The sequence below is a fragment of the Bradyrhizobium sp. AZCC 1678 genome (assembly GCF_036924765.1).
Taxonomy (GTDB): Bacteria; Pseudomonadota; Alphaproteobacteria; order Rhizobiales; family Xanthobacteraceae; genus Bradyrhizobium; species Bradyrhizobium algeriense.
On the sequence record NZ_JAZHSE010000001.1, the window covers coordinates 4,620,312 to 4,646,427 of the forward strand.

A 26,116-nucleotide genomic window follows, 5' to 3' on the forward strand; every position below is an offset into this window, starting at 1 on the left:
AAAGCCCCTCGAAGCTTCTATTCGGCCGGCGCCGGGATCGCTGCCGGCCGAGATCGCTGCCGCAACCGGTCGATCAGCAGGTAGATCACCGGCGTGGTGTACAGCGTCAGGATCTGCGACACGAACAATCCGCCGATGATGGTGATGCCGAGCGGCCGGCGCAGCTCGGTGCCGGGGCCGGTGGCAATGACCAGTGGAATGCCGGCAAACAAGGCGGCCATTGTCGTCATCAGGATCGGCCGGAAGCGGGCACGGCACGCCTCGAAAATCGCGTCCGCCGACGACAGGCCGCGGTGGCGTTCGGCGTCGAGCGCGAAATCGACCATCATGATGCCGTTCTTCTTGACGATGCCGATCAACAGGATGATGCCGACGAAGGCGATCACGGTCAGCGGCGTATTGGTCACCTGCAGCGCGAGCAGCGCGCCGAGCCCGGCGGACGGCAGCGTCGAGATGATCGTGATCGGATGCGCCAGGCTTTCATAGAGCACGCCGAGCACGATATACATCGCCACCAGCGCGCCCAGGATCAGCAGCGGCTGCCGGCCGCTGGTCTTGTTGAAATCGCCGGCATTGCCGTCGAAACTGCCACGGATGCCTTCCGGCATGTGCAGTTCCTCGACGGCGCGCTGGATGTTTGTAGTCGCGACCTCCAGCGGCACGTCGGGCAGCAGATTGAACGACACCGTCGTCGAGGGGAACGATTGCGAGTGATACACCGCGAGCGGCGACAGGCCGCGCTGGTAGCGCACCACAGCCGATAGCGGCACCTGGGCGTCGTTGGCGCCGGCCACGAAGATACGCTCGAGGTTGGAGGGATCGCTCTGGAATTTCGGATCGATTTCCAGCACCACCATGTACTGGTTCCGCTGGGTATAGATGATCGAGATCTGCCGTTGCGCGAACGCGTTGTTCAGGGCGTTGTCGATATCCTGGACGCGCACGCCGAGGCTTGACGCCGTCTTGCGGTCGATCACCAGCGACAATTGCAGCCCGCCGGGGTCGCGGTCGCTGGAAATGTCGGTGATACCCTCCACCGTCTCCATGCGCTTGGCGACCAGCGGCGCCCATTTCTGCAACAGATCGAGATTGGTGCTCGACAGCGTATACTGATAGTCGGAATCGCTCTGCCGGCCGCCGGTGCGGATGTCCTGCGCGGCGAACATGAACAGGCGGATCCCGGCGACCCGGTAGAGATTCCGCCGCAGGCGATCGATCACCTGCGCGGTCGACATACCCGCCCGCTCCTCCGGCGGCTTCAGGCTGATGAACATGGTGCCGCGGTTGGAACCGCCGCCGCCCGGACCGGCGGTGCCGCCGAGGGACGAGCCAACGCCGGCGACCGCCGGGTCGGCCATGACGATGTCGGCCAGTTGCTGCTGCAGCCCGAGCATCGCCTGGAACGATGTGTCGGGGGATGCGCGCGTCGCGCCGATCACGAACCCGCTGTCGTCAGTGGGGAAATAGCCCTTCGGCGTCTTGATATAGAGCACCACCGTCAGCGCGATGGTGGCAAAGAACACGAGCAGGGTCAGGAACGGAAAGCCCAGCACCGCCCGCAGCGTCCAGGTATAGAAAGAAACGATGCGCGACAGCGTGCCCTCGACCAGGCGATCGAACCAGGTCGCGCGATCCGACGTCGCCTCCTTGATGTAATGCGCACAGATCATCGGCGTGATCGTGAGCGAGACCACAGTCGACACCACGATCGCAAAGGTCAGCGTCAGCGAGAATTCGCGCAACAGCCGGCCGACGATCCCGTCCATGAAGATCAGCGGCGTAAACGCCGCGATCAGGGACAGGCTGATCGATAGCACGGTAAAGCCGATTTGCTTGGCGCCCTCCAGCGCTGCCGGGTAAGGCGCCATGCCGTGTTCGAGGTTGCGGTACATGTTCTCGATCATGACGATGGCGTCGTCGACCACGAAGCCGACCGAGATCGCGAGCGCCATCAGCGACAGATTGTCGATCGAGAAGCCGGCGAGCCACATGCCGGCGCAGGTGCCGGCCAGCGCCAGCGGCACCGAGACGCCGGCCGCGATGGTCGGCGTCAGCCGCCGCAGGAACGCGAACACGACAACCATCACCAGGAACGCCGTCGCCAGCAGCGTGTACTGCATATCGAGCACGCTGGCGCGGATGGTGCCGGTACGGTCGACCAGGGTCGAAATCTCTACCCCGCCTGGGAGCCACTGCTTCAGATCCGGCAATAGCGCCCTCACCCGGTCGACCGTGTCGATCACGTTGGCGTCGCCCTGCTTGGTGATCTGGATCAACACCGCGGGCTGTTTGTTGAACCAGGCGATCGAGCGGCTGTTGCGGACGGAATCCTCGACCTCGGCGACATCGGCAAGGCGGACGAAATTGCCGGCCGAGCTCTTGATGATGATGTCGCGGAATTCGGCCGCGGTTCGCATCTGCTTGTTGGTCGAGATCGTCTCGCTCTGGCGGCCGCCGTTGAAGATGCCGACCGGCCCCAGCGGATTGGCGTTGATGATGGCGAGCCGCACGTCGTCGGTCGCAATCCCCGCATTCGACAGCGCCACCGGGTTCAGCGCAATCCGTACCGCCGGCTGGTCGGCGCCGGTGACGTTGACTTCGCCCACGCCCGGCACCTGCGAGATGCGCTGCGCGATCACGGTGTCGGCGACGTCATACATCGCGCTGGTCGTCAGCGTCTTCGACGTCAGCGCCAGCACGAATACCGGTGCGGCTGAAGGGTTGGCCTTGCGGAAGCGCGGCAGCGACGGCAGATCGCTCGGCAGGTCCGCCAGTGAGGCATTGATCGCAGCCTGCACATCGCGCGCCGCGCGATCGATGTCGCGGCCGATCGAGAATTGCAACTGGATGCTGGTGCTGCCGAGCGAACTGGTCGAAGTGATCTGGTCGAGGCCCGCGATCTGGCCGAGCCGGCGTTCGAGCGGCGCGGCAACGGTTGAGGCCATCACGGAAGGATCGGCGCCGGGCCGCGTGGCCGACACCCGGATCATCGGGAAGTCGACATTGGGCACGGCCGAGACCGGCAGAAAGACATAGGCGACGATGCCGACCAGAAAGAGCCCGATCGCCAGCAGCGTGGTGCCAACCGGCCTGCGGATGAAGGGCTCCGAGATCGATGCCATCTATTGCATCCCCTCGGTCGCGCCGGCAACCGTTGGCCCCGGAGGCCCGGGGTCCGGCACCGCCTTCTCGATTTTGCGATTGAGCCGGTCAAGCGCCAGATAGATCACCGGCGTCGTATAGAGCGTCAGCAACTGGCTCAGCAGCAAGCCGCCGATGATGGAAATGCCGAGCGGGAAGCGCAATTCAGCGCCGGTGCCGCTTTCGATCGCCAGCGGCAGCGCGCCGAACAGCGCGGCCAGCGTCGTCATCATGATCGGACGGAAGCGCAACAGGCAGGCCTGCACGATGGCTTCATTAGGCGACATACCCTGATGCCGCTCCGCCTCCAATGCGAAGTCGATCATCATGATCGCGTTCTTCTTGACGATGCCCATCAATAGAATGATGCCGATCAGGCCGATCACCGACAGATCCTGCCCGAACAGCATCAACGCCAGAATGGCGCCGACGCCTGCGGACGGCAGCGTCGAGAGAATGGTGATCGGGTGGATGTAGCTCTCGTAGAGCACGCCGAGCACGATGTAGATGGTGACGATCGCCGCCAGAATGAGCCATGGCTGGCCGGCCAGCGATTTCGAGAACTCGGCCGCATCGCCGGCATAGACGCCGACGATGCTGCCGGGCATGCCGATACTGGTCTCGATCTTCTTGACCGCGTCGACGGCATCGCCCAGCGCCTCGCCGGGCGCAAGGTTGAAACTGAGCGAGACGGCTGGAAACTGCGCCAGATGCGAGATCGCCAGCGGCGCCGTGGTGCGGGTGAGCGTCGCTACCGCCGACAGCGGCACCTGGGCGCCGGGCGCGCCTGCGGTCGTACTCGCGGCCCCCGGTAGATAGAGCTTCGAGAGGATCGACGGATCGCGCTGGTACATCGGCATCGCCTCCAGCACCACGCGATACTGGTTGGCCTGGCCGTAGATCGTCGAAATCTGCCGCTGTGCGAAGGCGTCGTTGAGGGTGTCGTTGACCGCCTGGATGCTGACGCCGAGCTGACCGGCGCGCTGCCGGTTGATGTCGAGCGCAGCGCGCAAGCCGCCTTCCTGCGCTTCCGACGAGACGTCGCGGAACAGCGGATCGCGGCGCATTTCGGCGATGAGCTTCTGCGACCACAGCGAGACCTGCGCCGCATCGGTGCCGGTCAACGTATACTGGTACTGCGAGCGGCTCGACTGGGTCGAGATCTGCACGTCCTGCACCGGCTGGAAATAGATGGTCATGCCGGGGATCGACGCGGTGCGTTGCTTCAGCCTATCGACCACGACGGAAATGTCGTCGTGCCGCTCGCCGCGTGGCCTAAGCGTCATCACCAGGCGTCCGACATTGGTGGTCGGGTTGACCGAGCCCGCCCCGATCACGGAGACCACGCCGACGACGTCAGGATCGGCCTGGATCGCAGCCGCTGCCGCCGCCTGCCGGCTTTGCATCTCGGCAAAGGAAACGTCGGGCCCGGCCTCAGTCACTGCGGTGATCGACGCGGTGTCCTGCAGCGGCAAAAAGCCCTTCGGCGCGATCACGTACATCACGAGGGTCGCAGCGATGGTGGCGAACGTTACAATCAGAGTCGCGCGCTGGCGCTGCAGCACCCACAGCAGCGTGCGATGGTAGAAGGCGACCATGTGGTCGATACCACGGCTGACGGCGGCGAGCCCCGGGACCGTCATCTCCTCGCCGACATGCTTGAGCAGCCGCGAGCACATCATCGGCGTCAGCGTCAGCGACACGATCGCCGAGGTCACGACCGCGATCGTCAGCGTGAGCGCGAATTCGCGGAACATGCGCCCGACCAGCCCGGACATGAACAATAGCGGGATGAACACCGCGATCAGCGACACCGTCAGCGAAATCACGGTGAAGCCGATTTCGCTGGCGCCCTTGAGCGACGCCTCCATGACGGATTCGCCGTTCTCCATGTGGCGGACGATGTTCTCGATCATCACGATGGCATCATCGACCACGAACCCCGTGCCGATTGTCAGCGCCATCAGCGACAGATTGTCGAGGCTGAAGCCCGAAAAATACATGATGCCGAAGCTGGTGATCAGCGACAACGGCAGCGCCACGCCCGCAATCAGGGTCGCGCGCAGCGACCGCAGGAACAGCAGCACCACCAGCGTCACCAGCACCACGGAAAGGATCAACGTGAACTGGACGTCGTGCACCGAGGCGCGAATGGTGACGGTGCGGTCGGAGACGATGGTCAGATTGACGCCGGCCGGGATCGCGCGCTGCACCTTGGGAATTTCCGCGCGGATCTGCCGGACCACCTCGATCACGTTGGCGCCGGGTTGCCGCTGGATGTCGATGATCACGGCCGGCGTGCCCTGATACCAGCCGCCGGTCCGGTCGTTCTCCAGCCCGTCGATGATGATGGCGACGTCGCCGATCGTGACCGGCGAACCGTTGCGATAGGCGATGATGATCGGCTTGTAAGCTTCCGCCGCCGCGATCTGGTCGTTGGCGGCGATGGTGTAGGCCTGCTGCGCGCCGTCGAGCGATCCCTTTGGCCCCGACACGTTGGCGCCCGCGATGGCGTTGCGCAGATCCTCCATCGAGATGCCATAGGCGGCGAGCCGCGCCAGATCGGCCTGCACCCGCACCGCGGGCTTGAGCCCGCCGAGGATTGCAACGCGCCCGACGCCGGAAATCTGGCTGAGCCGCTGGCCCAGGATGGTGTCGGCGATATCGCTCATCGCGCGCAGCGAAATCGTCTCCGACGTCAGCGCCAGCGTCAGGACCGGCGCATCCGCCGGGTTCACCTTGGCGTAGGTCGGCGGATACGGCAGGTTTCTTGGCAGGATCCCGGCGGCGGCGTTGATCGCGGCCTGGACGTCCTGGGTGGCGCCATCGATGTCGCGGTTGAGGTCAAATTGCAGCGATATCTGGCTGACGCCGAACGAAGAGGTCGACTGCATCGACGACAGCGACGGAATCTGCCCGAGCTGGCGCTCCAGCGGCGCCGTGATCAGCGAGGCGACCACGTCGGGGCTCGCGCCCGGCAGTTGCGTCGTCACCTGCACGGTCGGAAAATCGACCTGCGGCAGCGCCGATACCGGCAGCGCCCAGTAGCCGAGCGCACCGCCGATCATCAGCGCGATCCCCAACAACGAGGTCGCGATCGGCCGGCGGATGAACGGTTCGGAGACGCTCATGGTTGCGTCCTCACTTGCGAATTCATTTCAGGCGTGCGGCGTCGATCATGGCTGCGACTTCGCAGCGCCGCCCGACGGCTCGGCTGGTGCCGGGCCGGTTTGTCCCTTCTGATCGCCTTCGCCGCGCTCGCGCTTGCCGCGGTGCTCGCCATCCTTGCCCTGACCACCCTTGGGCTCTCCCTTGGCATCTCCCTTGGCATCGGGGCTGCGGCTGCGCTTGCGCGGCGCGAGGTCCGCGGTCGGCGCCCGGTCGTCGGTGCCGATCAGAACCTTGGCGCCGTCGGACAGATTGGCAAAGCCCGTGGTCACGACGCGGTCGGAGATCGAAAGGCCGTTCGCGATCACGGCGTCGTTTTCGTTCTGCTGCGTCACCACGACCGGCTTGGCGGTCGCGACGTTGTCGGGGCCGATCACATAGCTGAACGTCCCGACAGGGCCGCGCTGTACGGCTGACGCCGGCACGACGATCGCCTTCTCCAGCGTTTCGACCTTCAGCCGCACATTGACGAACTGTCCGGGCCAGAGCTGGAACTTGGCGTTCGGAAATTCGGCCTTCAGCTTCAGCGTGCCCGTGGTCGGATCGACTTGGTTGTCGATGCCCTTGAGCGTACCTGTATCGACAACGGTGACGCCGTCATTGCCGAACACGTCCACCGCCAGCACGCCCTTGGCGGCGGCGGCGTTGACCCGCACGATCTGCTGCTGCGGCAGGCTGAACTGCACCGCGATCGGCTGCAACTGCGTCAGGATGACGAGGCCGGTCGCATCAGCGGCGCGGATAATGTTGCCCTGGTCGACCTGGCGCAGGCCGGCGCGTCCCGTCAGCGGCGCGATGACCTTGGTATAGCCGAGCATCGCCCGCGCATTGTCGATCGCGGCCTGGTCGGCCTGCACCAGCGCTTCCTGCTGGGCGACCACCGCGCGCTGCGTATCGGCCTGCTGCTTGGAGCCGGCATTCGACGCGGCGAGTTGCTGATAGCGCGCCAGATCGAGCTTCTGGTTGGCGAGCAGCGCCTCGTCCTGCGCCTTCTTGGCCACCGCCTGATCGTACTGGGCCTGGTAGATCACGGGATCGATCTCGGCGAGCACGTCGCCCTGCTTGACGTCCTGGCCCTCGACGAAATTCACCTTGATCAGCTTGCCGTCGACCTGAGCGCGCACGATAACGTTGTTCAACGCGCGAACCGAGCCCACGGCATCGAGGTACACAGGCACATCCTGCGTCCGCGGCACAGCCGCCAGCACCGGCACCGGCAGGTCGGGGCGCGCACCGGGGCCGCCACGGCCATTCTGTTTCTGCTGAAAGGCGTACCAGCCGAGATAGCCGAGCCCGCCGAGGATCAACAGCGTGATCGTCAGCGACACCATCCGCCGGCCAATGCCGCGCGCGACGCGCTTGCCGGCCGTCTTCGGTTTGTCATCTTCCGGCTTAAAGAGCATCGACCGGCCTTTCCATCCTGGGCTCCCAGCCGCCCCCCAGCGCCTGATAGAGGCTGACGATCGCCTGCAGCCGGGCCAGTTGGGCCTGCCACAGCAAATCCTCCGCCTGGAATAACGTCGTCTGTGTATTTAGCACAGTTACGATATCGGCGGTTCCAGCCCGCAACTGCTGCTCGGCAAGCTGGAAGGCCCGCCGCGATGCCGCCACCACTTCGCGCTGCAGCCGCAGCCTCTCCGTGGTCTGGCGGATCGAGTACAGGGCATTATCGACATCGGCAAAGGCCTGCACCACGGTCTTGCGATAGATCTGCAGCAACTCGTCCTGCCGCGCCTTGGTGAACTCGAAATTGCCGAGGATCCTGCCGCCGTCGAAGATCGGCTGGGTCAGGCTGCCGACCATGCTGAAGAAGGCGGCGTGCGGCTGAAACAGCGAGGACAGCGCCGAGCTTTGATAGCCACCCTGCCCGGTCAATTGGATACTTGGAAAGAACTGCGCGCGGGCATTGCCGACATTGGCGGTCGCCGAGGCAAGCTGCGCTTCCTGTCGGCGGATGTCAGGGCGCTGCGTCAGCAACTCCGACGGCAGGCCGGGCGTGACCCGCGGCGAACCGATCTGGTTGAGTGACCCGCCCTTGACGCGAACGGATTCCGGCGGCCGCGACACCAGGGTTGCCAGCGCGTTGATGTTCTGGTCGAGCGTCTGTTTCAGCGGTGGCACCTGCGCGCGCTGGTTGGCGACCACACTCTCCTGCTGCGCGACGTCGAGGTCGGTGCCGGTCCCGGCTTTGAAGCGGTCGCGGATGGCGTTGAGGATGCGCTCGGCGCTGGCGATGTTCTGCTGCGCGGTCCGAAGCCGGTCCTGCGCGGTTAGCACCTGGAAATAGGCATTCGCAACCGTCGTCAGCGTAGTCAGCGCGACGACATCGCGGTCGAAGCGGTTGGCGATTGCGGTCTCCTCCGCGGCCTGCGCGGCGTCGCGGTTCTTGCCCCAGAAGTCCAGCTCGTAACTGGCGCTCAGCGAGGCCGAATAATTGACCACCTCACGGCCGCCAATGCTCAAGCCGCTGGCGCTCGATCCGGAGGTCCGGGAATAGCTCTCCGAGCCGCTGCCGCTGAGAGTAGGCAGCAGCGCCGCGCCGGCGATTCGCGCCTGCGCATCGGCCTGCTTGAACCGCGCGGTGGCCGCCGCAATGTCCAAATTGACGGTCTGCGCCTCCTCCATCAGGCCCGTCAACTCGCGCGAGCGGAAGCCGCGCCACCAGTCGAGCGTCGGCGGCGCGTCGGCGGCCTTCGAAAGCCGCGCCGCCTTGTAGCCTTCGGGGACGTCGAGCGCGGGATCGGGAAGATCCTTGGTCAGGATGCAACCGGAGGACGCGGCGACGAGGCCAAGCACCGCAAGCGATCGCGCCAGCCGCTTGCCGCCGGGGACAAGAGCGGGCCAGCCTTCCATCGCAGCAGTTGCAATTCGCTGGGTCACACCCGTTCTCCACCGGGCAAATCCCGGCCCGGCGCACGGCGAGCGCTTCTCCTGATAACCTGCGATACGTTCACGGGGTGATGCTTCCGTTGGAACCTCGGGAATCATACTAGCCTTGGGACTGGGGCGCGGACAGCCCCGCGCGGCCCTGCGCCGACCGTCCGTTCGGGTGAGAAAAACAGGCAGTAAAATTGCTCGCTTCCCCTTATTTATAGGGCTTGGAGCGATGTCGGGACGCGCCAGGACCGCCGAAATCTTACGAAGATTTCATGGGGTTTTCCTTCGGTTTTTCCCTGTTCTGACGTCCCGCATCAGCCTGTCCTGCAAGCTGATCCGCGCCCTGTGGCCGATTTGAAACTCCGGGAACAGCCCTCCGTATCTCGCAGCGTGCCATGGAGGGCCAAAAATGCGGGTCGCGGTGGTCGGGACGGGAATCAGTGGCAATGCCGCGGCCTGGACCTTATCGAAACATTATCCGGTCACCGTGTACGACCGCGAACTCAGGCCCGGCGGCCACAGCCACACCGTCAGCATCGACTATGACGGCACGCGGCTTGCGGTCGACATCGGCTTCATCGTCTACAATGAACTGAATTATCCGGACCTGACGGCACTGTTCGCCCATCTCGGCGTCGAGACCGTCGAAAGCCGCATGAGCTTTGCGGTGACGGCGGACACCGGCCGCTTCGAGTGGAAAGGCGGCGGCAACAACTGGTTCGAGACCGCGCGCGGATTGTTCGCACAAGCCAGCAACCTGCTGTCGCCCTCCTATCTCTGGATGCTGCGCGACATCATCACCTTCAACCAGCAGAGCATCGAGGATTACGCGGCCGGAAAACTGGCCGGGCTAACGCTCGGCGAATATTTCCGCACGCGCCATTTTGCGCCGCGGCTGTTGACCGATTATCTGGCGCCGATGGGCGCTGCGATCTGGTCGGCGCCATCGAGCGAGATGCTGGACTTCCCGGCCGAAAATTTCGTCGCCTTCTTCGCCAACCATCGCCTGCTGCAATATGACCGCCCGGTCTGGCGCACCGTGAAAGGCGGCAGCCAGCACTATGTCGAAAAGCTGACCGCTTCATTCCGCGACCGGATCAGGCTTGGCTGCGCCGTCACGGCAATCGAGCGTACCGCGCATGGCGTCGTCGTCCACGACAGCCACGGCAAGACCGATAGCTACGATCATGTCGTGATCGCCTCCCACAGCGACCAGGCACTGGCGATGCTGTCGGATGCCGACGACCGCGAGCGCGCTATCCTGGGCGCGATCGGCTATTCCCCCAACACGATCTATCTGCACCGCGATCCCGCGCTGATGCCGAAGCGCCGGCGCGCCTGGGCATCGTGGAATTTCCTGCGCTGGCCGCGCCAAGGGGGCCTCGATCACAGCGTGGATAACAACGTCTCCGTGACCTACTGGATGAACGAGCTGCAGGCTATCGATCACGACAGACCGTTATTCGTCAGCCTCAACCCGCCGGTCGCGCCCGACCCCGCACTGACCTTCGGCAAGTACCTGTGCGAGCATCCGCAATATAACGCCACAGCCTTTGCTGCCCAGAAGCGCCTGCCCGAAATCCAGGGCCGGCGACATACCTGGTTCTGCGGCGCATGGACCGGATACGGATTCCACGAGGACGGCTTGCGATCCGGCCTTTCAGTCGCCGAAGCACTCGGCGCGGTGGCGCCATGGCGTCAAGTGCTGCCCGGACTGACCGAAGCCGCGGAGTAGTTATGCGCGCAACACCGGCTGGACCCAAACAACCTTGCTCCGATTCGGCCGCGCTTTACGTCGGTGAGGTCATGCATACACGGCTGAAGCCGATCGGGCATCGCTTCAGCTATCGCGTGATGAGCCTGCTGATCGATCTCGACCGGCTGGCGGACGCAGACCGGCAATCGCCGCTGTTCGGCGTCAACCGCGCGGCGCTTTACAGTTTCCACGAGGCCGACCATGGCAAGCGGGACGGAACATCCGTGCGCGCCTACGTGCAACGTTGCGCGGCCGAGCGTAACATCGACCTGAAAGGCGGACGGGTGCTGCTGCTCTGCTATCCCCGCCTGCTCGGCTACACCTTCAATCCGCTTTCGATCTATTTCTGCTATCGCGCTGATGGTGAGCTGGCGCTGTTGATCTATGAAGTACGCAACACCTTTGGCGACATCCATCCTTACGTCCTGCCGGTGACACCGGGCGAAATCAGCGACGCCGGCGTGCGGCAGCAGCAGGACAAGCTGTTCTACGCCTCGCCCTTCATCGGGATGGCGATGCGCTACCATTTTCGCGTGCTGCCGCCGGGCGAGCGCGTGCAATTGCGAATTCTGGAAACCGACCGCGAAGGCCCCCTGCTCGCTGCAACTTTCAATGGCAGCCACCGCGCCCTCGACACCAAGGAGTTGCTGCGCGCGTTTGTCGCCCTCCCGCTGGTCACAATGAAGATCATGGCGGCGATCCACTGGGAGGCGCTACGGCTCTGGCTCAAGGGCGCCAGGTTTGTCCCGCGGCACACCGCGGCCTTCAATACCAGCTTGGCGACCGGCAAAGGCAACGATTATACTTCGCGGGCGTTGTCCACCCGTGCCAAGGATTGAAGCAGGGTCGATCGGCCATGCGAAGCACGGGGTAAACCGCCATTCGATGGATCGCACATGCCAGAGTTGATTTCGGTCACATCGGAAACCGTACACGCGACGTTTCCGGAATTGCCCCGCCAGGTCCGGCTGGCGCTGGGCTTTGGTTCAAAGCTGCAACACGGCACGCTCGATGTGACCCTCGCTGACGGCCGCGTTGTGCGGCTGGGCGGCAATACGCCAGGCCCCGCCGCAGCCATGACAATCTATGATTACGGCTTCGCCTCACGGCTGCTGCGCGGCGGCGACATTGGTATCGCCGAAGCCTATCTGCGCGGTGAATGGGACACGCCCGACCTCACGCAATTCCTCTATCTGTTCTGCGTCAATCAGAACTGGATGCAGACCATGCTGGTCGGCAACCCGCTGACACGCACCTTTCAGGCCGTCAGACATTGGCTCAACCGCAATACGAAGCGGCAGGCACGCCGCAACATCTATGCGCATTACGACATCGGCAACGCGTTCTATTCAGCCTGGCTCGATCCCAGCATGACCTATTCGTCCGCGCTGTTCGAGGACGACACGGCAGACCTGACCGCAGCCCAACACAACAAGTACCGCCGGCTTGCCGAGGCTATCGATCTGCGGCCCGGCCAGAAGCTTCTGGAGATTGGCTGCGGATGGGGCGCCTTTGCCGAATATGCCGCCAAGACGTTCGGCGCCAAAGTCGTCGGCCTCACCATCAGCAAGGAGCAGCGCGATTTTGCCCAGGCGCGCATTCATAACGCGGGCCTCAGCGACAAGGTCGAGATCAAGCTGCAGGATTATCGCGACGAGCGCGACCGCTACGACCGGATCGCCTCGATCGAGATGATCGAGGCGGTCGGCGAGCAATTCTGGCCGAAATATTTTTCACAGTTGCGCGACCGCCTGCTGCCCGCGGGGCTGGCCGGCATCCAGGCCATCACCATCCAGGACAGCCTGTTCCAGACCTATCGCCGCGAAGTCGATTTCATCCAGCGCTACGTGTTTCCGGGCGGCATGCTGCCCTCGCCGCAGATCCTGAAAACGCTCGGCGAACGCTTCGGCGTTCCCGTCATCCGCGAACGCATTTTTGGGCAAGATTATGCCAGGACGCTTGCGATCTGGCGAAGCAATTTCCGCGCGGCCTGGCCCAACCTGACGCCATCGGGCTTCGACGACCGCTTCCGGCGGCTGTGGGAGTATTATCTCGCCTACTGCGAGGCGGGGTTCCTGTCCGGAAATATCGACGTGCGTCAGGTGGTGTTTGCGAAATCGGCCTGACAGCCCTGTTTCAGCGCCGGCTTGTGCGCCTAACGGCGGTCCTTTAGGGTCGCCTAACGATTAGGCAAGCAAACCGGCAATTTGAAAAACATGGCCTTCAACAAAGACGTCATCGAAGCGATCGGCAACACGCCGCTCATCAAGCTCAAGCGCGCATCAGAGCTGACCGGCTGCACCATTCTCGGCAAAGCCGAATTCATGAATCCGGGCCAGTCGGTGAAGGATCGCGCGGGCAAGTGGATGATCCTCGAAGCCGAGAAGCGCGGCGACCTCAAGCCGGGTGGGCTCGTGGTGGAATCGACCGCCGGCAATACCGGCATCGGTCTCGCCGTCGTCGCCAGCGCGCGCGGTTACCGGACCTTGATCCTGATCCCGGAAACACAGAGCCAGGAAAAGAAGGACATGCTGAGGCTGTGCGGCGCCGAACTCGTCGAGGTGCCGCAGCTGCCCTATTCCAACCCGAACAACTATCAGCATGTCGGGCGGCGGCTGGCCGCCCAGCTTCGCAAGACCGAGCCCAACGGCGTTCTGTTCGCCGACCAGTGGAACAATCTCGACAACGCCAAGGCGCATTACGAGTCCACCGGACCGGAGATCTGGGAGCAGACCGGCGGCAAGATCGACGGCTTCATCTGCTCGGTCGGCACCGGCGGCACGCTGGCCGGCGCCAGCCGCTACCTGAAGGAAAAAAGTAGCGGCGTCGTTACCGCGTGCGCTGATCCGCATGGCTTCGCGATGTACGAGCTGTTCAAGCACGGCACCGCCAAATCGACGCCGGGCGACTCGATCACAGAAGGCATCGGGCTCGGCCGCGTCACGCCGGTCATCGAGACCGCGAAGGTTGACGACGCTTTCCTGATTTCGGACGAGGAAGCCGTAACGGTAATCTATGACCTGCTCGAACACGAGGGCCTGTGCCTCGGCGGCTCGACCGGCATCAACGTCGCCGGCGCGATCCAGCTCGCCAAACAGCTCGGACCGGGCAAGACCATCGTCACGATCCTCGCGGACTCCGGTAACCGCTATCAGTCAAAACTGTTCAATCCGGAATTCATGCGCTCGAAAAACCTGCCGGTGCCGGAATGGCTGGAAAAGCGTACTGAGATCGACGTGCCCTTCGAGAAGGTGTGAGCGGAATTCCGTAGCCCGGATGGAGCGCAGCGTAATCCGGGAATCCCGAGCGCGGCACCAGCTCCCCGGATTGCGCTGCGCTCCATCCGGGCTACGTCACCTGCGTTAATGCCGTAGGATCTGGCTCAGGAACAGCTTCGTCCGCGCGTGCTGCGGGTTGGCGAAGAATTCCTGCGGCGTGTTCGACTCGATCACCTGCCCCGCGTCCATGAAGACGACGCGGTTGGCGACTTCGCGGGCAAATCCCATTTCGTGGGTGACGACCAGCATGGTCATGCCTTCCCTGGCGAGGTCGACCATGGTGTCGAGCACTTCCTTGACCATTTCGGGATCGAGCGCCGAGGTCGGCTCGTCGAACAGCATCACCTTCGGATTCATGGTCAGTGCGCGGGCGATGGCGACGCGTTGCTGCTGACCGCCCGACATCTGGCCCGGATATTTGTTGGCCTGATGCGGGATCTTGACCCGCTCCAGGAATTTCATCGCGGTCGCTTCGGCATCCTTTTTCGGGATGTTGCGCACCCAGATCGGCGCCAGCGTGCAGTTCTCCAGCACGGTCAGATGCGGAAACAGATTAAAACTCTGGAACACCATGCCGACTTCGCGCCGGACTTCGTCCACCCGTCGCAGGTTCGGCCCAAGCTCGATGCCCTCGACGACGATCTGACCTTCCTGGAATTCCTCCAGCGCGTTGATACAGCGGATCAGGGTCGACTTGCCGGAGCCCGAGGGACCGCAGATCACGATGCGCTCACCCTTGGAAACATCGAGGTTGATGTCGCGCAGGACGTGGAACTCGCCATACCATTTATTGAGGCCCTGGATGCCAACGATCGAGTCTGTGCTCATGGTCCCACACTCAGTTGCGGCGATGCGCGTTCAGCCTGTTCTCGACGAACATGGAATAACGCGACATGCCAAAACAGAAGACGAAATAGATGATCCCGGTGAACGCAAAGCCGGTGAACAACGTGGTCGGCGTCGACCAGTTTGGATCGGAAAACGATGCGCGCAACGATCCCAACAGATCGAACAGCGCGACGATCGAAACCAGCGAGGTGTCCTTGAACAGGCTGATGAAGCTGTTGACGAGGTTTGGGATGACGTGGCGCAACGCCTGCGGCATCACGACCAGCGCCGTGGTCTTGCTCCAGGACAGGCCGAGCGCGCTCGCCGCCTCACCCTGCCCGCGCGGGATCGCTTGCAGGCCGCCGCGGATGTTTTCGGCCTGGTAGGCGCCGGTAAACAGCGCGATCCCGATCAGGGCGCGCACCAATCCGTCGATGGTGAAACCGGTCGGAACGAACAGCGGCAACATATAGGTTGCGAAGAACAGTACCGTGATCAGCGGAACTCCGCGCCAGAACTCGATGAAGGAGATCGAGAAAATCCGGATCAGCGGTATAGATGAACGCCGGCCGAGCGCGAGCGCAATGCCGACCGGCATCGACGCTACGATGCCGGTAACCGACACCACGAGCGTCACCAGCAGGCCGCCCCACAGCCGCGTGTCGACGACAGGCAATCCGCCACGGTCGAGCCCCAACACCGCGATGACGATGCCGATACCGGCGAAGATCGCAAGACAATTGACCAGGGGACGCAAACCGTCGCGCTTGCCGGCGCCCAACCAGAACACCAAAGCGCAAGCGATGATGGCGGTAAGCGCAAGATCCGCCCACACCGGACGGCCAAAAGCCTGGATCTGGTCGCGCAGCCAGGTCAGCGGCAGAAGTACCCATCCAATCAGCGTGCTCACCAGCACGATCAGTTTTCCGAGCAGCCACAGCAACGGCCCGATCACGGCCGTCGTCTCGCCCGCGGCCGCGAGCTTTCGCCCGCCGTCGCCAATACTGTCGTTGAAGCCCGACAGAAGTCCGGCCGTCCAGCTCACGCCAAGCCCGTCCAGTCCGCCGCCATGCAGCAGGAAGAAGGCTATGACCGGCAATGCGCCAAAGAAAAGCCCGGCATTGAGGCCCTTGGCCGGTAACCGCGGAATCAGCAGCGGCAGCAGCAGGACCGCGGCCAGGATGAAGGTCAAATCGACCCGCCAGCGCTCCGGCTCCGGATAGAATCCGTAGATGAACTGGCTGAATTTCGCCTGGATGAACGGCCAGCAGGCGCCGACCACATGCCCGGCATTTTCAGCGAGACAGGCGGTGCGATCCTTGCCGGTCCAGACCGCATCGACCAGCAGGAATCTCAGCGAGGGCACGAGGATGAACCACAGCAGCAGCGCGCTGACGATCGTGATCAGGATGTTGGTCGGCGAATTGAACAGGCGCGTGCGCAGGAAGCCGACAAAGCCCGTGGTCTTCACCGGTGCGGGGCGTTCGGCGACGAGGTCCTGGCGGACAAAGCCGGATGGTGTGGTGTCGCTCATCAACCCATGCTCCGGCTGATACGCCAACTGTAGAAACTCATGATCGCGCTCGTCACCAGCGAAATCAGCAGATAGACGCCCATGGTAATGCCGATGATCTCGATCGCCTGCCCGGTCTGGCTCAGCGCCGTGCCTGCAAACACCGACACCAGATCGGGATAACCGATCCCAACCGCCAGCGAAGAGTTTTTGGTCAAATTGAGATACTGGTTGGTCAGCGGCGGCAGGATCACGCGCAGCGCCTGCGGGATCACGATCAGCCGCAGCACCGAGCCGCGTTGCAGGCCGAGCGAGGAACCTGCTTCCATCTGCCCCTTGTGCACGGAGAGAATGCCCGCCCGCACGATCTCGGCGATAAAGGCCGCCGTGTAGGTGGATAGCGCCAGCGTCAGCGCGACGAACTCGGGAATGACCCGCGAGCCGCCGGCGAAGTTGAAGCCTTTGAGCACCGGCACTTCAAACGTGACGGGTAGACCAAAGATCAGCGCGCTGACCAACGGCAGGCCGACGATCATGCCGAGTGCAAAGGGCCAGACCTTGATCACCTTGCCGCTCTGGAACAGTAGCCGGCGGGAGTAACGCCACAGCGCAATCGCCGCCACGATCGCCACCAGCAGCGCAACCACAAACGGCTCGAACCCGGGCGTGCCGATCGGCTTCGGAATCACCAGACCGCGGTTGCTCAGGAAGAAACTGTCCAAAACGGAGATGCTCTGCCGCGGATTGGGCAATGCGGCGAGCACGGCGAGATACCAGAACAGGATCTGGAACAATAGCGGCAGGTTGCGGATCAGTTCGACATAGCCGCCCGAAATCCGCGACAGCAGCCAATTCGGCGACAGCCGGCCGAGGGCCACGAGGAATCCGATCAGCGTCGCAAAGAAGATGCCGATCACCGAGACCAGCAGCGTATTGAGCAGGCCGACCAAAAAGACGCGGGTGTAGGGATCGGATCCCGAATACGGGATCAGGCTCTGGCTGACGTCAAAGCCGGCATTGTTGGCAAGAAAGCCGAAGCCCGCGGTGATCCGCTGCGCCTGCAGATTGGCGCGGGCATTGGCGACGATCTCGTAGGCAATCCAGGACAGCGCCGCGACGAACAGGATCTGGACGACAAAGCCGCTCCAGCCTGCACTTCCACCGAGCATTCGCTGCAGTTTGGCAACGAACTGCGTCGGTGGTTTTCGGGGTTCGATGGCCATCGCCGCAGCCCTCGTGCCGGCGATCAGCGGATCGGCGGCGCGTACTGGATACCACCCTTGTTCCAGAGCGCGTTGAGACCACGGGCAATTCCGAGCTTGGAGCCGGCGCCGACGTTGCGATCGAAGGCCTCGCCGTAATTGCCGACGGCCTTCACGATCCGCGACACCCAGTCCTTGGTCAGGCCGAGCTGTTCACCGAGATTGCCGTCGGTCCCGAACACACGTTTCAACTCCGGCTTGTCCGATTTAGCCATCTCATCGACGTTCTTCTGGGTGATGCCCAGTTCTTCCGCGGTGACCATCGCGAACAGCGTCCACTTCACGATGTCGAACCACTGATCGTCGCCATGGCGCACCATCGGGCCCAGCGGCTCCTTCGAAATCACTTCCGGAAGCACGACATGATCAGCCGGGTTGGCAAGCTTCAAACGGTCGGCATAGAGGCCGGACACGTCGGTGGTGAAGACGTCGCAGCGGCCGGACTCGTAAGCCTTGACGGCTTCGTCGTTGGTGCCGAACGCGATCACCTCGTACTTCATGTTGTTGCCCTTGAAGTAGTCGGCGAGGTTCTGCTCGGTCGTGGTGCCGGTCTGCACGCAAACGGACGCGCTGTTCAGTTCCAGCGCGGAATTCACCTTCAGCGCCTTCTTCACCATGAAGCCCTGGCCGTCATAATAGGTCACGCCAGTAAAATTGGCGCCAAGCGAGGTATCGCGCGACAGCGTCCAGGTGGTGTTGCGGGACAGCACGTCGATTTCGCCCGACTGCAGCGCGGTGAAGCGGTCCTTGGCCGACAGCGGCACGAACTTGATCTTGGTTGCGTCATTGAAGACCGCGGCCGCAATCGCCCTGCAGACGTCGACGTCGAGCCCGGTCCAGTTACCCTTGTCGTCGGGTGACGAGAACCCCGGAAGACCCTGGCCGACGCCGCAGGATAGCATGCCCCGGTCCTTGACCGTCTTGAGGGTTTGCGCCGAGGCGGCCTGGGCCGAGAGACCGGCGGCTAGGGCAAGGGTAACAACCAGAGATACGCGTTTCATGGGCTGGGCCTTTCAAGGAGATCGTGCGGAGATCGTTTTTTAGGCAACGCCTGACGTTGTGGGGCCAACCCGCTGATCCCTTGCTGAAAAGCGTCATCCTGACCATGCATTTGACATGCCATCCCGGTCAGACGGTGGATCCGGTATCGCGGCAGGCCCCTCAACTTGCAGCGACTGTTAGTTGGCATGCATCTCAGAACGACTGGCGTGCCGGGTCAAGGGGTTGACTGCCGTCTTCTGTGTCTTGTTATTACCTCACCCGCCCCGACCCGCCGCCCGGCGGTGTTTTTCGCGATCAAGTTGTGGCTGCGGCATAACGTCTTGGATGATGCAAACGCATGAGCTCTTCGAACGACGGTCCGTCCAACCCGCAAAAGCCCGAAACCAGACTGGTCACCGCGGGCCGTGACACCAAGGGGCAAAGAGGGTTCGTCAACCCTGCCGTGTACCACGGTTCGACCGTGCTCTATCCGACCGCCGAGGACCTGCACGCCCACCGCGCCGAATTCTCCTACGGGCGTCACGGCTCTCCGACCACGCGGGCGCTGCAGGACGTGCTGATGTCGCTGGAGGGCCCGCAATGCGCCGGCGTTGGGCTTGCGCCGTCGGGACTGGCCGCGATCACCACCACCCTGCTCTCGGTGCTCAGCGCCGGCGATCATGTGCTGGTGACCGACAACGTCTACCGGCCCTCGCGCAACTTCTGCAACGGCATGCTCGCCCGCTACGGCGTCGAGGTCAGCTATTTCGATCCACTGATCGGCGCCGGCATCGAAGCCCTGTTCAAGCCCAACACCAAGGCGGTGCTGGTCGAGGCGCCCGGCTCGCAGTCGTTCGAGATGAGCGACATCCCCGCCATCGCCGAAGTCGCCCATGCGAGAGGCGCGCTGGTCATCGACGACAACACCTGGGCGACGCCCTTGTTTCACCGCTCGCTCGACCAGGGCGTCGACATCAGCATGCAGGCCGCCACCAAATATATCGGCGGCCATTCGGACATCATGTTCGGCACGATTTCGGCGAACGCGAAGGCGTGGCCGCTGCTCGCCGAAGGCATCCGGCTGCTCGGCGTCTGCGCCGGGCCGGACGACGTCTTCCTGGCGCTGCGCGGCACCCGCACGCTTTCGGTGCGGCTCGCGCAGCATTATCGCTCGGGCCTTGAAATGGCGCGCTGGCTCGCTACCCGCCCCGAAGTCTTGTCGGTCCTGCATCCGGCCCTCGAAAGCCATCCCGGCCACGCGATCTGGAAGCGCGACTTCACCGGCGCGTCGGGCCTGTTCAGTATTGTTCTAAAGCCGGTGCCGCAAAAGGCGGTCGACGCCCTGCTCGATGCGGTCAAATTGTTCGGCATGGGCTTTTCGTGGGGCGGCTTCGAAAGCCTCATCATCCCGTTCGACTGCGATCCCTACCGCACCGCCACCAAATGGTCCCCCGGCGGGCCGACACTGCGGCTCCACATCGGCCTGGAGAATGTCGACGACCTCAAGGCCGATCTCGAGCGCGGCTTTGCGGCGTTGAAGGCGGCCGCCTAGCTAGAGCGGGATGACGTTTCTTCGAATCGCCATCCCACTCCATCTCTTTGATTTGAGCATGATCTCCGCGCAAACGCGTTTGTCGCGAGGGAAAACCGGTGTCCACTCTTCCGGATCATGCTCTAGCTAGGGTTGCGATTCCCTGTCGATTTTTGAGCGGCCTTCGCGGCGGCCGATGCAGCGGAGCGCCTTCGCTTGCATCCTGCCGGCCAGATCAACCGCGTGTTGCGGTCACCGGCCGCACCTCCGGATTTTTGCGGACGATTTTCTTCAAACGATAACCGCTCGTTCACCATGACGGTGAATCCCGCCGTCCGATCACCCAAAAACTTCACGCCTCAAGTTCCCTTATACCTTTGATGCCTAGTCATACCTCCGGGATGGCTGTTGTTGCGGTGTAGTTGGGGCGTCCCTGCGTAAGAGTAAGTAAAGCGTATGAATATCGCACGTGTCGTCGTTCTGATCATCGCCTTGGGTGCCGGCGGGGTCGCCGCCTATCTCGCCCGTGGCACGGAAGAAACATCGCGCCCGGCAGCCGAACCGGTCGCGCAATTGCCGACGGCGGAGATTCTGGTCGCGAAGTCCGACATCGGACTCGGCCAACTGGTCAAGCCAGAAGATCTGCAATGGCAGACCTGGCCGGCTTCAGCCGCGGGCAGCAATCTGGTCAACCGCGCCAGCAGGGCCGAAGCCATCAAGGAAATCGCCGGTTCGATCGCACGCTCTCCCTTCATCGCGGGCGAGCCGATCCGTGAGCAGAAGCTGGTCAAGGCCAACGGCTCCGGCTTCATGGCGGCCATCCTGCCGACCGGCATGCGGGCGATCTCGACCGAGATCTCGCCGGAAACCGGCGCCGGCGGCTTCATCCTGCCCAATGACCGCGTCGACGTCATCCTCTCCAAGCGCGAAAAAAATCCGGATGGCAAGGGCGCCGACGTCATGCAGTCCGAAATCATTCTCTCCAATATCCGCGTGCTGGCGATCGATCAGGCGCCGAAGGAAAAAGAGGGCATCAACACCCTCGTCGGCCGCACCGTCACGCTCGAACTGAAGCCCGAGCAGGCCGAGTTGCTGGCGCGCTCGCGCCAAAGCGGCACGCTGTCGCTCGCGCTGCGCAGCATCACCGATATCAACGCGACGGCCGAAGGCCAGTCCGAGGATCAAACTAAAAAGCGAAGCGAGAGCGTCAACGTGGTTCGCTACGGGGTCGCCAATCAAACGACGGCACAGAAGTGACCGAAAGGACGCCCGAGATGAAGTTTTGGGAAAATCAGTCAGCGATGCGAACCGTAGCGGCGCGCACCCTGTTGTTGTCGGCCGTCGCTGCGCTGACGCTCGCTCCGCTACTGCCCGTCGTCGCAGCCGAACCCGAGAAGGATCCGGTAACGACCTCCGCCATCGGTCCGGTCAAGATGCGCTTCCTGTCGCTCGGCATCGGCAAATCCGTGGTCGTCGACCTGCCGCGCGACGTGAAGGACGTGCTGGTCGCCGACCCGAAGATCGCCAACGCCGTCGTTCGTTCCTCGCAACGCGCCTATATCATCGGCGGCGCGGTCGGCCAGACCAACGTCGTGTTTTTCGACGCCGACGGCCAGCAGGTCGCCTCCTACGACATCGCGGTCAAGCGTGACCTCAATGGCGTGCGCGCCGCGCTGAAGCAGTCGATGCCGGGGATTCAGATCGAGGGCGTCGGCGACAGCGTGTTGCTGACCGGCTCGGTATCGAGCCCGGTCGAAGCCCAGCAGGCCGGCGAAGTCGCCGCGCGGCTGGTCGGCGGCGCTGAAAAGGTCGTCAACTCGATCGTCGTTCGCGGTCGCGACCAGGTGATGCTCAAGGTCACCGTCGCGGAAGTGCGGCGGGACATCGTCAAGCAATTGGGCGTCGATCTCAGTGCCAGCATGAATTACGGCACCGCGGCAGTCGTTTTCAAGAACAACAATCCGTTCACCGCCAACAGTGCACCGCTCGTGCCCGAGAACGGCTTGGTCGGGGCGGCTTTGAATAAAGCTGGTCTGCCATCGGTCACCGCTACCCTGCGCGCAATGGAAAGCGCCGGTGTCGTGAAGACGCTCGCCGAACCCAATCTGACAGCGATATCGGGCGAATCCGCAACGTTTATCTCAGGCGGCGAATTTCCCATTCCGGCCGGCGTGAGCTGCCAAACGTCGGCGTCGGGCGTTATCGGAGGATGCGTCCAAACGGTCACCTACAAGAAATTTGGCATCTCGCTCAACTTCACGCCGGTCGTACTGGCTGAGGGACGGATCAGCCTGCGGGTGATGACCGAAGTGTCGGAAGTCTCGACCGAAAACGCTTTGACTGGCGGTCCCGGTGGAACAACCATTCCCTCGATCAAGACCCGCCGTGCCGAGACGACGCTGGAAATACCCTCCGGCGGCTCGGTGGCGATGGCCGGCCTGATCCAGGAGCAGACCAAGCAGGCCGTCAACGGGCTGCCGGGGCTCGATCAATTGCCGGTTTTGGGCGCGCTGTTCCGCAGCCAGGACTTCGTCAACAACCAGACCGAACTGATGGTTCTCGTGACACCCTACGTCGTCCGCGCGGTCGCGCAAAAAGAACTGTCGCGGCCCGATGACGGCTTCGCGCCGGCGTCCGATTCGCAGTCCGCGTTGCTCGGGCGCATCAACCGGATTTACGGCGTTGCCGCCCGCGTCGATCCCGTCGGCGGAATCCAGGGCAATTTCGGCTTCATCATTGATTGAAACGCAGAGCTGTTCACCGAGTGGGGACGAGGACAGAACGATGACAACGAGAATTCCGCTCCATCGCGGCAAGGCCTTGCACATGCTTGGCGCCCTCCTCGGCCTCTCGGCCGCGCTCGGCGCCTGCACGCCGCAGACCACGGAAATCGTGACGACCGCCAGCGTGTCCGATGATTATCGCCACCGGCATCCGATAGCAGTGACCGAGGCCAGCCGCTCCATCGTGGTGTTCGTCGGTCATGCCCGCGGCGGCCTCTCCGGGTCGCAACGCACCGACGTCATCGGCCTGGCGCAAACCTGGGTGCGTGAAGGCACCGGCGCCATCATCGCCGACGTCCCGATCGATACGCCAAATGCGCGCGCGGCCGCGGCCTCGTACCAGGAAATCCGGTCGGTGCTGATGGCGGGCGGCGTGCCCTCGCGCGCCATCACGATGCGTCACTATCGGCCGGAAGATCCGCGCACGCTGCCGACGATCAGGCTCAGCTATCCGAAGATTACGGCCGTGGCGGGACCTTGCGGCCTGTGGCCGCAAGACCTCGGACCGAACATCGACAACGTCGCCTACAATGAAAATCGCTCGTACCACAATTTCGGCTGCGCCACCCAGCGCAACCTTGCTGCGATGATCGACAATCCCGCCGATCTCGAACAGCCACGTCCCGAGAGCCCCGCCTATACGCCGCGCCGCGATGCCGCCTTCGAAAAGTATCGCAAGGGCATTGCGACAACGACCACCTATACCGAATCCGACAAAGCCAAACTCAGCGATACAGGCAAATGATCAGCCGCGTCTTTCAAAACTCCGACGATCAAATTGACGACACGCCGGCGCAGCCCGAGGAATACATCTCGCCTGCGCCACGCGTATCGGTACAGGCCTTTTGCGCCAGCGTCGCGGTCGCAACCGCGGCGCGCGCGGCGAGCGAAGACCGCCGTCTCGGCAAGGCCCACCTTTCGGTGCACATGGGCGGCCTGGCCGCCGCCATCGAGGCCTATCACACGGCGCCGACGCCGAACGTCATTGTGCTGGAGACCGAGCCCGGCAGCGATATCCTCGAAGGACTCGACGAACTCGCAACCGTCTGCGACGCCGGAACCCGCGTCGTCGTGATCGGCAACGCCAACGACGTCACGCCTTATCGTGAACTGGTGCGGCGCGGCGTCAGCGACTACGTGACCGGACCGGTCGAACCGATCGACGTCGTGCGCGCAATCTGCGGTCTCTACGCGGCCTCCGAGGCCGTGGCCGTCGGCCGCATTATCGCCGTCGTCGGCGCCAAGGGCGGCGTCGGCGCCTCCACCGTCGCGCACAACGTGGCCTGGGCGATCGCGCGCGATCTCGCGCTCGATTCCGTCGTGATCGATCTCGACCTTGCCTTCGGTACCGCCAGCCTCGATTACAACCAGGATCCGGTTCAAGGCATCGCCAATGCCGTCTTCCAGCCGGAACGGCCGGATTCCGCCTTCATGGAGCGCCTGCTGGCGAAATGCACCGACCGCCTCAACCTGCTGGCGGCGCCGGCAACATTGGACCAGGTCTATGATTTCGGCGCCGATGCGTTCGATGCGATCTTCGATACGATGCGCATGACCACCCCCTGCATCGTGCTCGACGTCCCCCATCAATGGTCGGCATGGACCAAGCGCACGCTGGTCGGCGCGGACGACATTCTGATCGTGGCCGAGCCCGATCTCGCCAACATGCGCAACGCCAAGAACATGCTGAACGTGCTGAAGGCGGCGCGGCCCAACGACCGCCCGCCGCTCTATTGCCTCAACCAGGTCGGCATGCACAAGCGCCCGGAGATCTCCACGCGCGAATTCGCCAAGGCGATCGAGAGCCAGCCGATCGCGGCCATTCCGTTCGATTCAAAGATGTTCGGCACCGCCGCCAATAACGGTCAGATGATCGCGCAGATCTCCGCCAAGCATCGCACCACCGCGATGTTCCTGCAGATGGCGCAGCGCCTGACTGGCCATGCCGTGACCAAGCGATCCCGGGTCTCGTTCCTGGAGCCGATCCTCAAGAAACTGCAGGGCACGAAGGCTCGCAGGGCCTGATCAAGAACAACGGCGGCAGCGCCCTGAGCGCTGACGCTCTATTCGACGCGTCCGGCGGCCGCGATCGGCATCTTCCCGGCCTCGGCGCGCGCGTTCTCTTTTTCCTTCCGCGACAGGATCTGTTTCAACAGCGCGACGTTGGCTGCAGCCTCGGCGGGCGGCAGGTCGGCCTTCACGATCTTTTCGGCATCGGCGACACGGCCCTGCAGGCCAACCGCCAGCGCCAGATTGGCGCGCACGCGCGGATCGGTCGCCGCAATGCCGTGGGCGCGACGCAGCGTCTCCTCGGCCTTGGGCAAGTCCTTCGAAAGCACGTAGGACAGTCCGAGATTGGACAGCACCAACGGCTGGTCGGGCGCGATCTTCAGCGCGCTCGCATAATATTGCCGCGCCTCCTCATATCGGCCGAGTTGATCCAGTGTCGCGCCCTGCGCCGAGAGCAACCGCCAATCGGGATCATCGGGGCTGTGGGCGCGGCCGAGCACGTCGAAGGCCTGCTGGAAATTGCCGTTGTCCGCCAGCGCGCGGCCATAGGCGGCGAGCAGCAGCCTGTTGCCGGGATTGGCGATGGAGGCCTGTTCGAGCACCGCAACCGCCTGCGACCGCTGTCCCGTCGCGCGCAGCGCCCTGCCGTATTTCAGCGCCGCGTCGGTATCCTTCGGATTGGCGCGATAGCGTTCCTGGTAGAGCTCGACGTCGCGGCGCGGATCGCTGGCGCGGCCGGTATCAGCCTTTTCGTCGATCGAACCGGTAATGTCCGATAGTCCTGAAGTCTGGCAAGCGCCAAGCCCCAACGCCAGGATCAGGGTCGACGTGCACGCGAGAAGTCGCGCAAGGCGGGACGGATGGAGCAACTTCTGTCGCATGTACCTGGACTCACGGCGGGAACTGTCCAGGAACACTCACAGCTTAACCCTAAGCTCAGGTTAAGTTCACCCATGTTTGCGGTAATCCGTGACCTTTGCGGCACGCT

18 protein-coding genes are annotated in these 26,116 nt (G+C 63.6%); 9 read left to right on the forward strand and 9 right to left on the reverse strand.

The genetic code is table 11. From position 1 onward, the window contains the following. Nucleotides 1-17: 17 nt before the first annotated feature. Genes V1294_RS21815 through V1294_RS21830 form a run of 4 tightly spaced genes read right to left on the reverse strand, consistent with a single transcriptional unit; the run spans nucleotide 18 to nucleotide 9,162 of the window. Nucleotides 18-3,122 (reverse strand): efflux RND transporter permease subunit, encoded by a 3,105-nt coding sequence (locus V1294_RS21815; protein WP_334500046.1) that lies wholly within the window; start codon nucleotides 3,120-3,122, stop codon nucleotides 18-20. Beyond that, complete coding sequence (locus V1294_RS21820; RefSeq protein WP_334500048.1) at nucleotides 3,123-6,272, reverse strand: efflux RND transporter permease subunit; 3,150 nt, start codon at nucleotides 6,270-6,272, stop codon at nucleotides 3,123-3,125. Between the two features lie 45 nt (nucleotides 6,273-6,317). Then, nucleotides 6,318-7,712, reverse strand: a complete 1,395-nt coding sequence (locus tag V1294_RS21825) for an efflux RND transporter periplasmic adaptor subunit (protein WP_334500050.1) — start codon at nucleotides 7,710-7,712, stop codon at nucleotides 6,318-6,320. Beyond that, nucleotides 7,702-9,162: an efflux transporter outer membrane subunit gene (locus V1294_RS21830; protein ID WP_334504760.1), complete on the reverse strand. Its 1,461-nt coding sequence runs from the start codon at nucleotides 9,160-9,162 to the stop codon at nucleotides 7,702-7,704. Before V1294_RS21830 ends, V1294_RS21825 begins: the two co-directional genes overlap by 11 nt. A gap of 433 nt (nucleotides 9,163-9,595) precedes the next feature. Between V1294_RS21830 and V1294_RS21835 the strand changes: the two genes are divergently transcribed. The 4 genes from V1294_RS21835 (at nucleotide 9,596) to V1294_RS21850 (ending at nucleotide 14,199) form a co-directional block, all read left to right on the forward strand. Beyond that, complete coding sequence (locus tag V1294_RS21835) at nucleotides 9,596-10,921, forward strand: NAD(P)/FAD-dependent oxidoreductase (RefSeq protein ID WP_334500053.1); 1,326 nt, start codon at nucleotides 9,596-9,598, stop codon at nucleotides 10,919-10,921. 71 nt (nucleotides 10,922-10,992) lie between these two features. Continuing rightward, on the forward strand, nucleotides 10,993-11,781 hold the full coding sequence (locus tag V1294_RS21840) for a DUF1365 domain-containing protein (protein WP_442895367.1): 789 nt from the start codon (nucleotides 10,993-10,995) through the stop codon (nucleotides 11,779-11,781). 57 nt (nucleotides 11,782-11,838) lie between these two features. Continuing rightward, nucleotides 11,839-13,068 carry a cyclopropane-fatty-acyl-phospholipid synthase family protein gene (locus V1294_RS21845; RefSeq protein WP_334500057.1) on the forward strand — a complete coding sequence of 410 codons (1,230 nt, stop codon included), beginning with the start codon at nucleotides 11,839-11,841 and terminating at the stop codon, nucleotides 13,066-13,068. A gap of 90 nt (nucleotides 13,069-13,158) precedes the next feature. Continuing rightward, complete coding sequence (locus V1294_RS21850; RefSeq protein WP_334500058.1) at nucleotides 13,159-14,199, forward strand: cysteine synthase A; 1,041 nt, start codon at nucleotides 13,159-13,161, stop codon at nucleotides 14,197-14,199. A gap of 105 nt (nucleotides 14,200-14,304) precedes the next feature. Here V1294_RS21850 and V1294_RS21855 read toward each other — a convergent pair whose 3' ends face one another. The 4 genes from V1294_RS21855 to V1294_RS21870 are packed head-to-tail and all read right to left on the reverse strand — an operon-like array spanning nucleotide 14,305 to nucleotide 18,824. Then, on the reverse strand, nucleotides 14,305-15,048 hold the full coding sequence (locus V1294_RS21855; protein WP_334480680.1) for an amino acid ABC transporter ATP-binding protein: 744 nt from the start codon (nucleotides 15,046-15,048) through the stop codon (nucleotides 14,305-14,307). Between the two features lie 10 nt (nucleotides 15,049-15,058). After that, nucleotides 15,059-16,582: an amino acid ABC transporter permease gene (locus V1294_RS21860; protein ID WP_334500060.1), complete on the reverse strand. Its 1,524-nt coding sequence runs from the start codon at nucleotides 16,580-16,582 to the stop codon at nucleotides 15,059-15,061. Further along, a complete protein-coding gene (locus tag V1294_RS21865) occupies nucleotides 16,582-17,784 on the reverse strand; it encodes an amino acid ABC transporter permease (RefSeq protein WP_334500062.1) in 1,203 nt (400 codons plus the stop codon). The genes V1294_RS21860 and V1294_RS21865 overlap by 1 nt, the downstream gene beginning before the upstream one ends. Nucleotides 17,785-17,807: 23 nt before the next feature. Beyond that, nucleotides 17,808-18,824 (reverse strand): amino acid ABC transporter substrate-binding protein, encoded by a 1,017-nt coding sequence (locus tag V1294_RS21870; RefSeq protein ID WP_334500063.1) that lies wholly within the window; start codon nucleotides 18,822-18,824, stop codon nucleotides 17,808-17,810. A 338-nt stretch (nucleotides 18,825-19,162) separates the two neighbouring features. On the opposite strand from V1294_RS21870, the gene metC reads away from it, so the two are divergent. The 5 genes from metC (at nucleotide 19,163) to V1294_RS21895 (ending at nucleotide 25,143) form a co-directional block, all read left to right on the forward strand. Beyond that, nucleotides 19,163-20,356, forward strand: coding sequence for a cystathionine beta-lyase (gene metC, locus V1294_RS21875; RefSeq protein ID WP_108519437.1), 1,194 nt, complete (start codon nucleotides 19,163-19,165; stop codon nucleotides 20,354-20,356). Between the two features lie 435 nt (nucleotides 20,357-20,791). After that, nucleotides 20,792-21,592: a Flp pilus assembly protein CpaB gene (gene cpaB, locus V1294_RS21880; RefSeq protein ID WP_334500065.1), complete on the forward strand. Its 801-nt coding sequence runs from the start codon at nucleotides 20,792-20,794 to the stop codon at nucleotides 21,590-21,592. Nucleotides 21,593-21,636: 44 nt separating this feature from the next. Continuing rightward, nucleotides 21,637-23,079, forward strand: a complete 1,443-nt coding sequence (locus V1294_RS21885; RefSeq protein ID WP_334500067.1) for a type II and III secretion system protein family protein — start codon at nucleotides 21,637-21,639, stop codon at nucleotides 23,077-23,079. Between the two features lie 40 nt (nucleotides 23,080-23,119). Beyond that, nucleotides 23,120-23,863: a CpaD family pilus assembly protein gene (locus V1294_RS21890; protein ID WP_334480671.1), complete on the forward strand. Its 744-nt coding sequence runs from the start codon at nucleotides 23,120-23,122 to the stop codon at nucleotides 23,861-23,863. Further along, nucleotides 23,860-25,143 carry an AAA family ATPase gene (locus tag V1294_RS21895; protein ID WP_334480670.1) on the forward strand — a complete coding sequence of 428 codons (1,284 nt, stop codon included), beginning with the start codon at nucleotides 23,860-23,862 and terminating at the stop codon, nucleotides 25,141-25,143. The genes V1294_RS21890 and V1294_RS21895 overlap by 4 nt, the downstream gene beginning before the upstream one ends. A gap of 38 nt (nucleotides 25,144-25,181) precedes the next feature. On the opposite strand, the gene V1294_RS21900 is transcribed toward V1294_RS21895, so the two are convergent. Further along, nucleotides 25,182-26,009 (reverse strand): tetratricopeptide repeat protein, encoded by an 828-nt coding sequence (locus V1294_RS21900; RefSeq protein ID WP_334480668.1) that lies wholly within the window; start codon nucleotides 26,007-26,009, stop codon nucleotides 25,182-25,184. Nucleotides 26,010-26,116 lie beyond the last annotated feature (107 nt).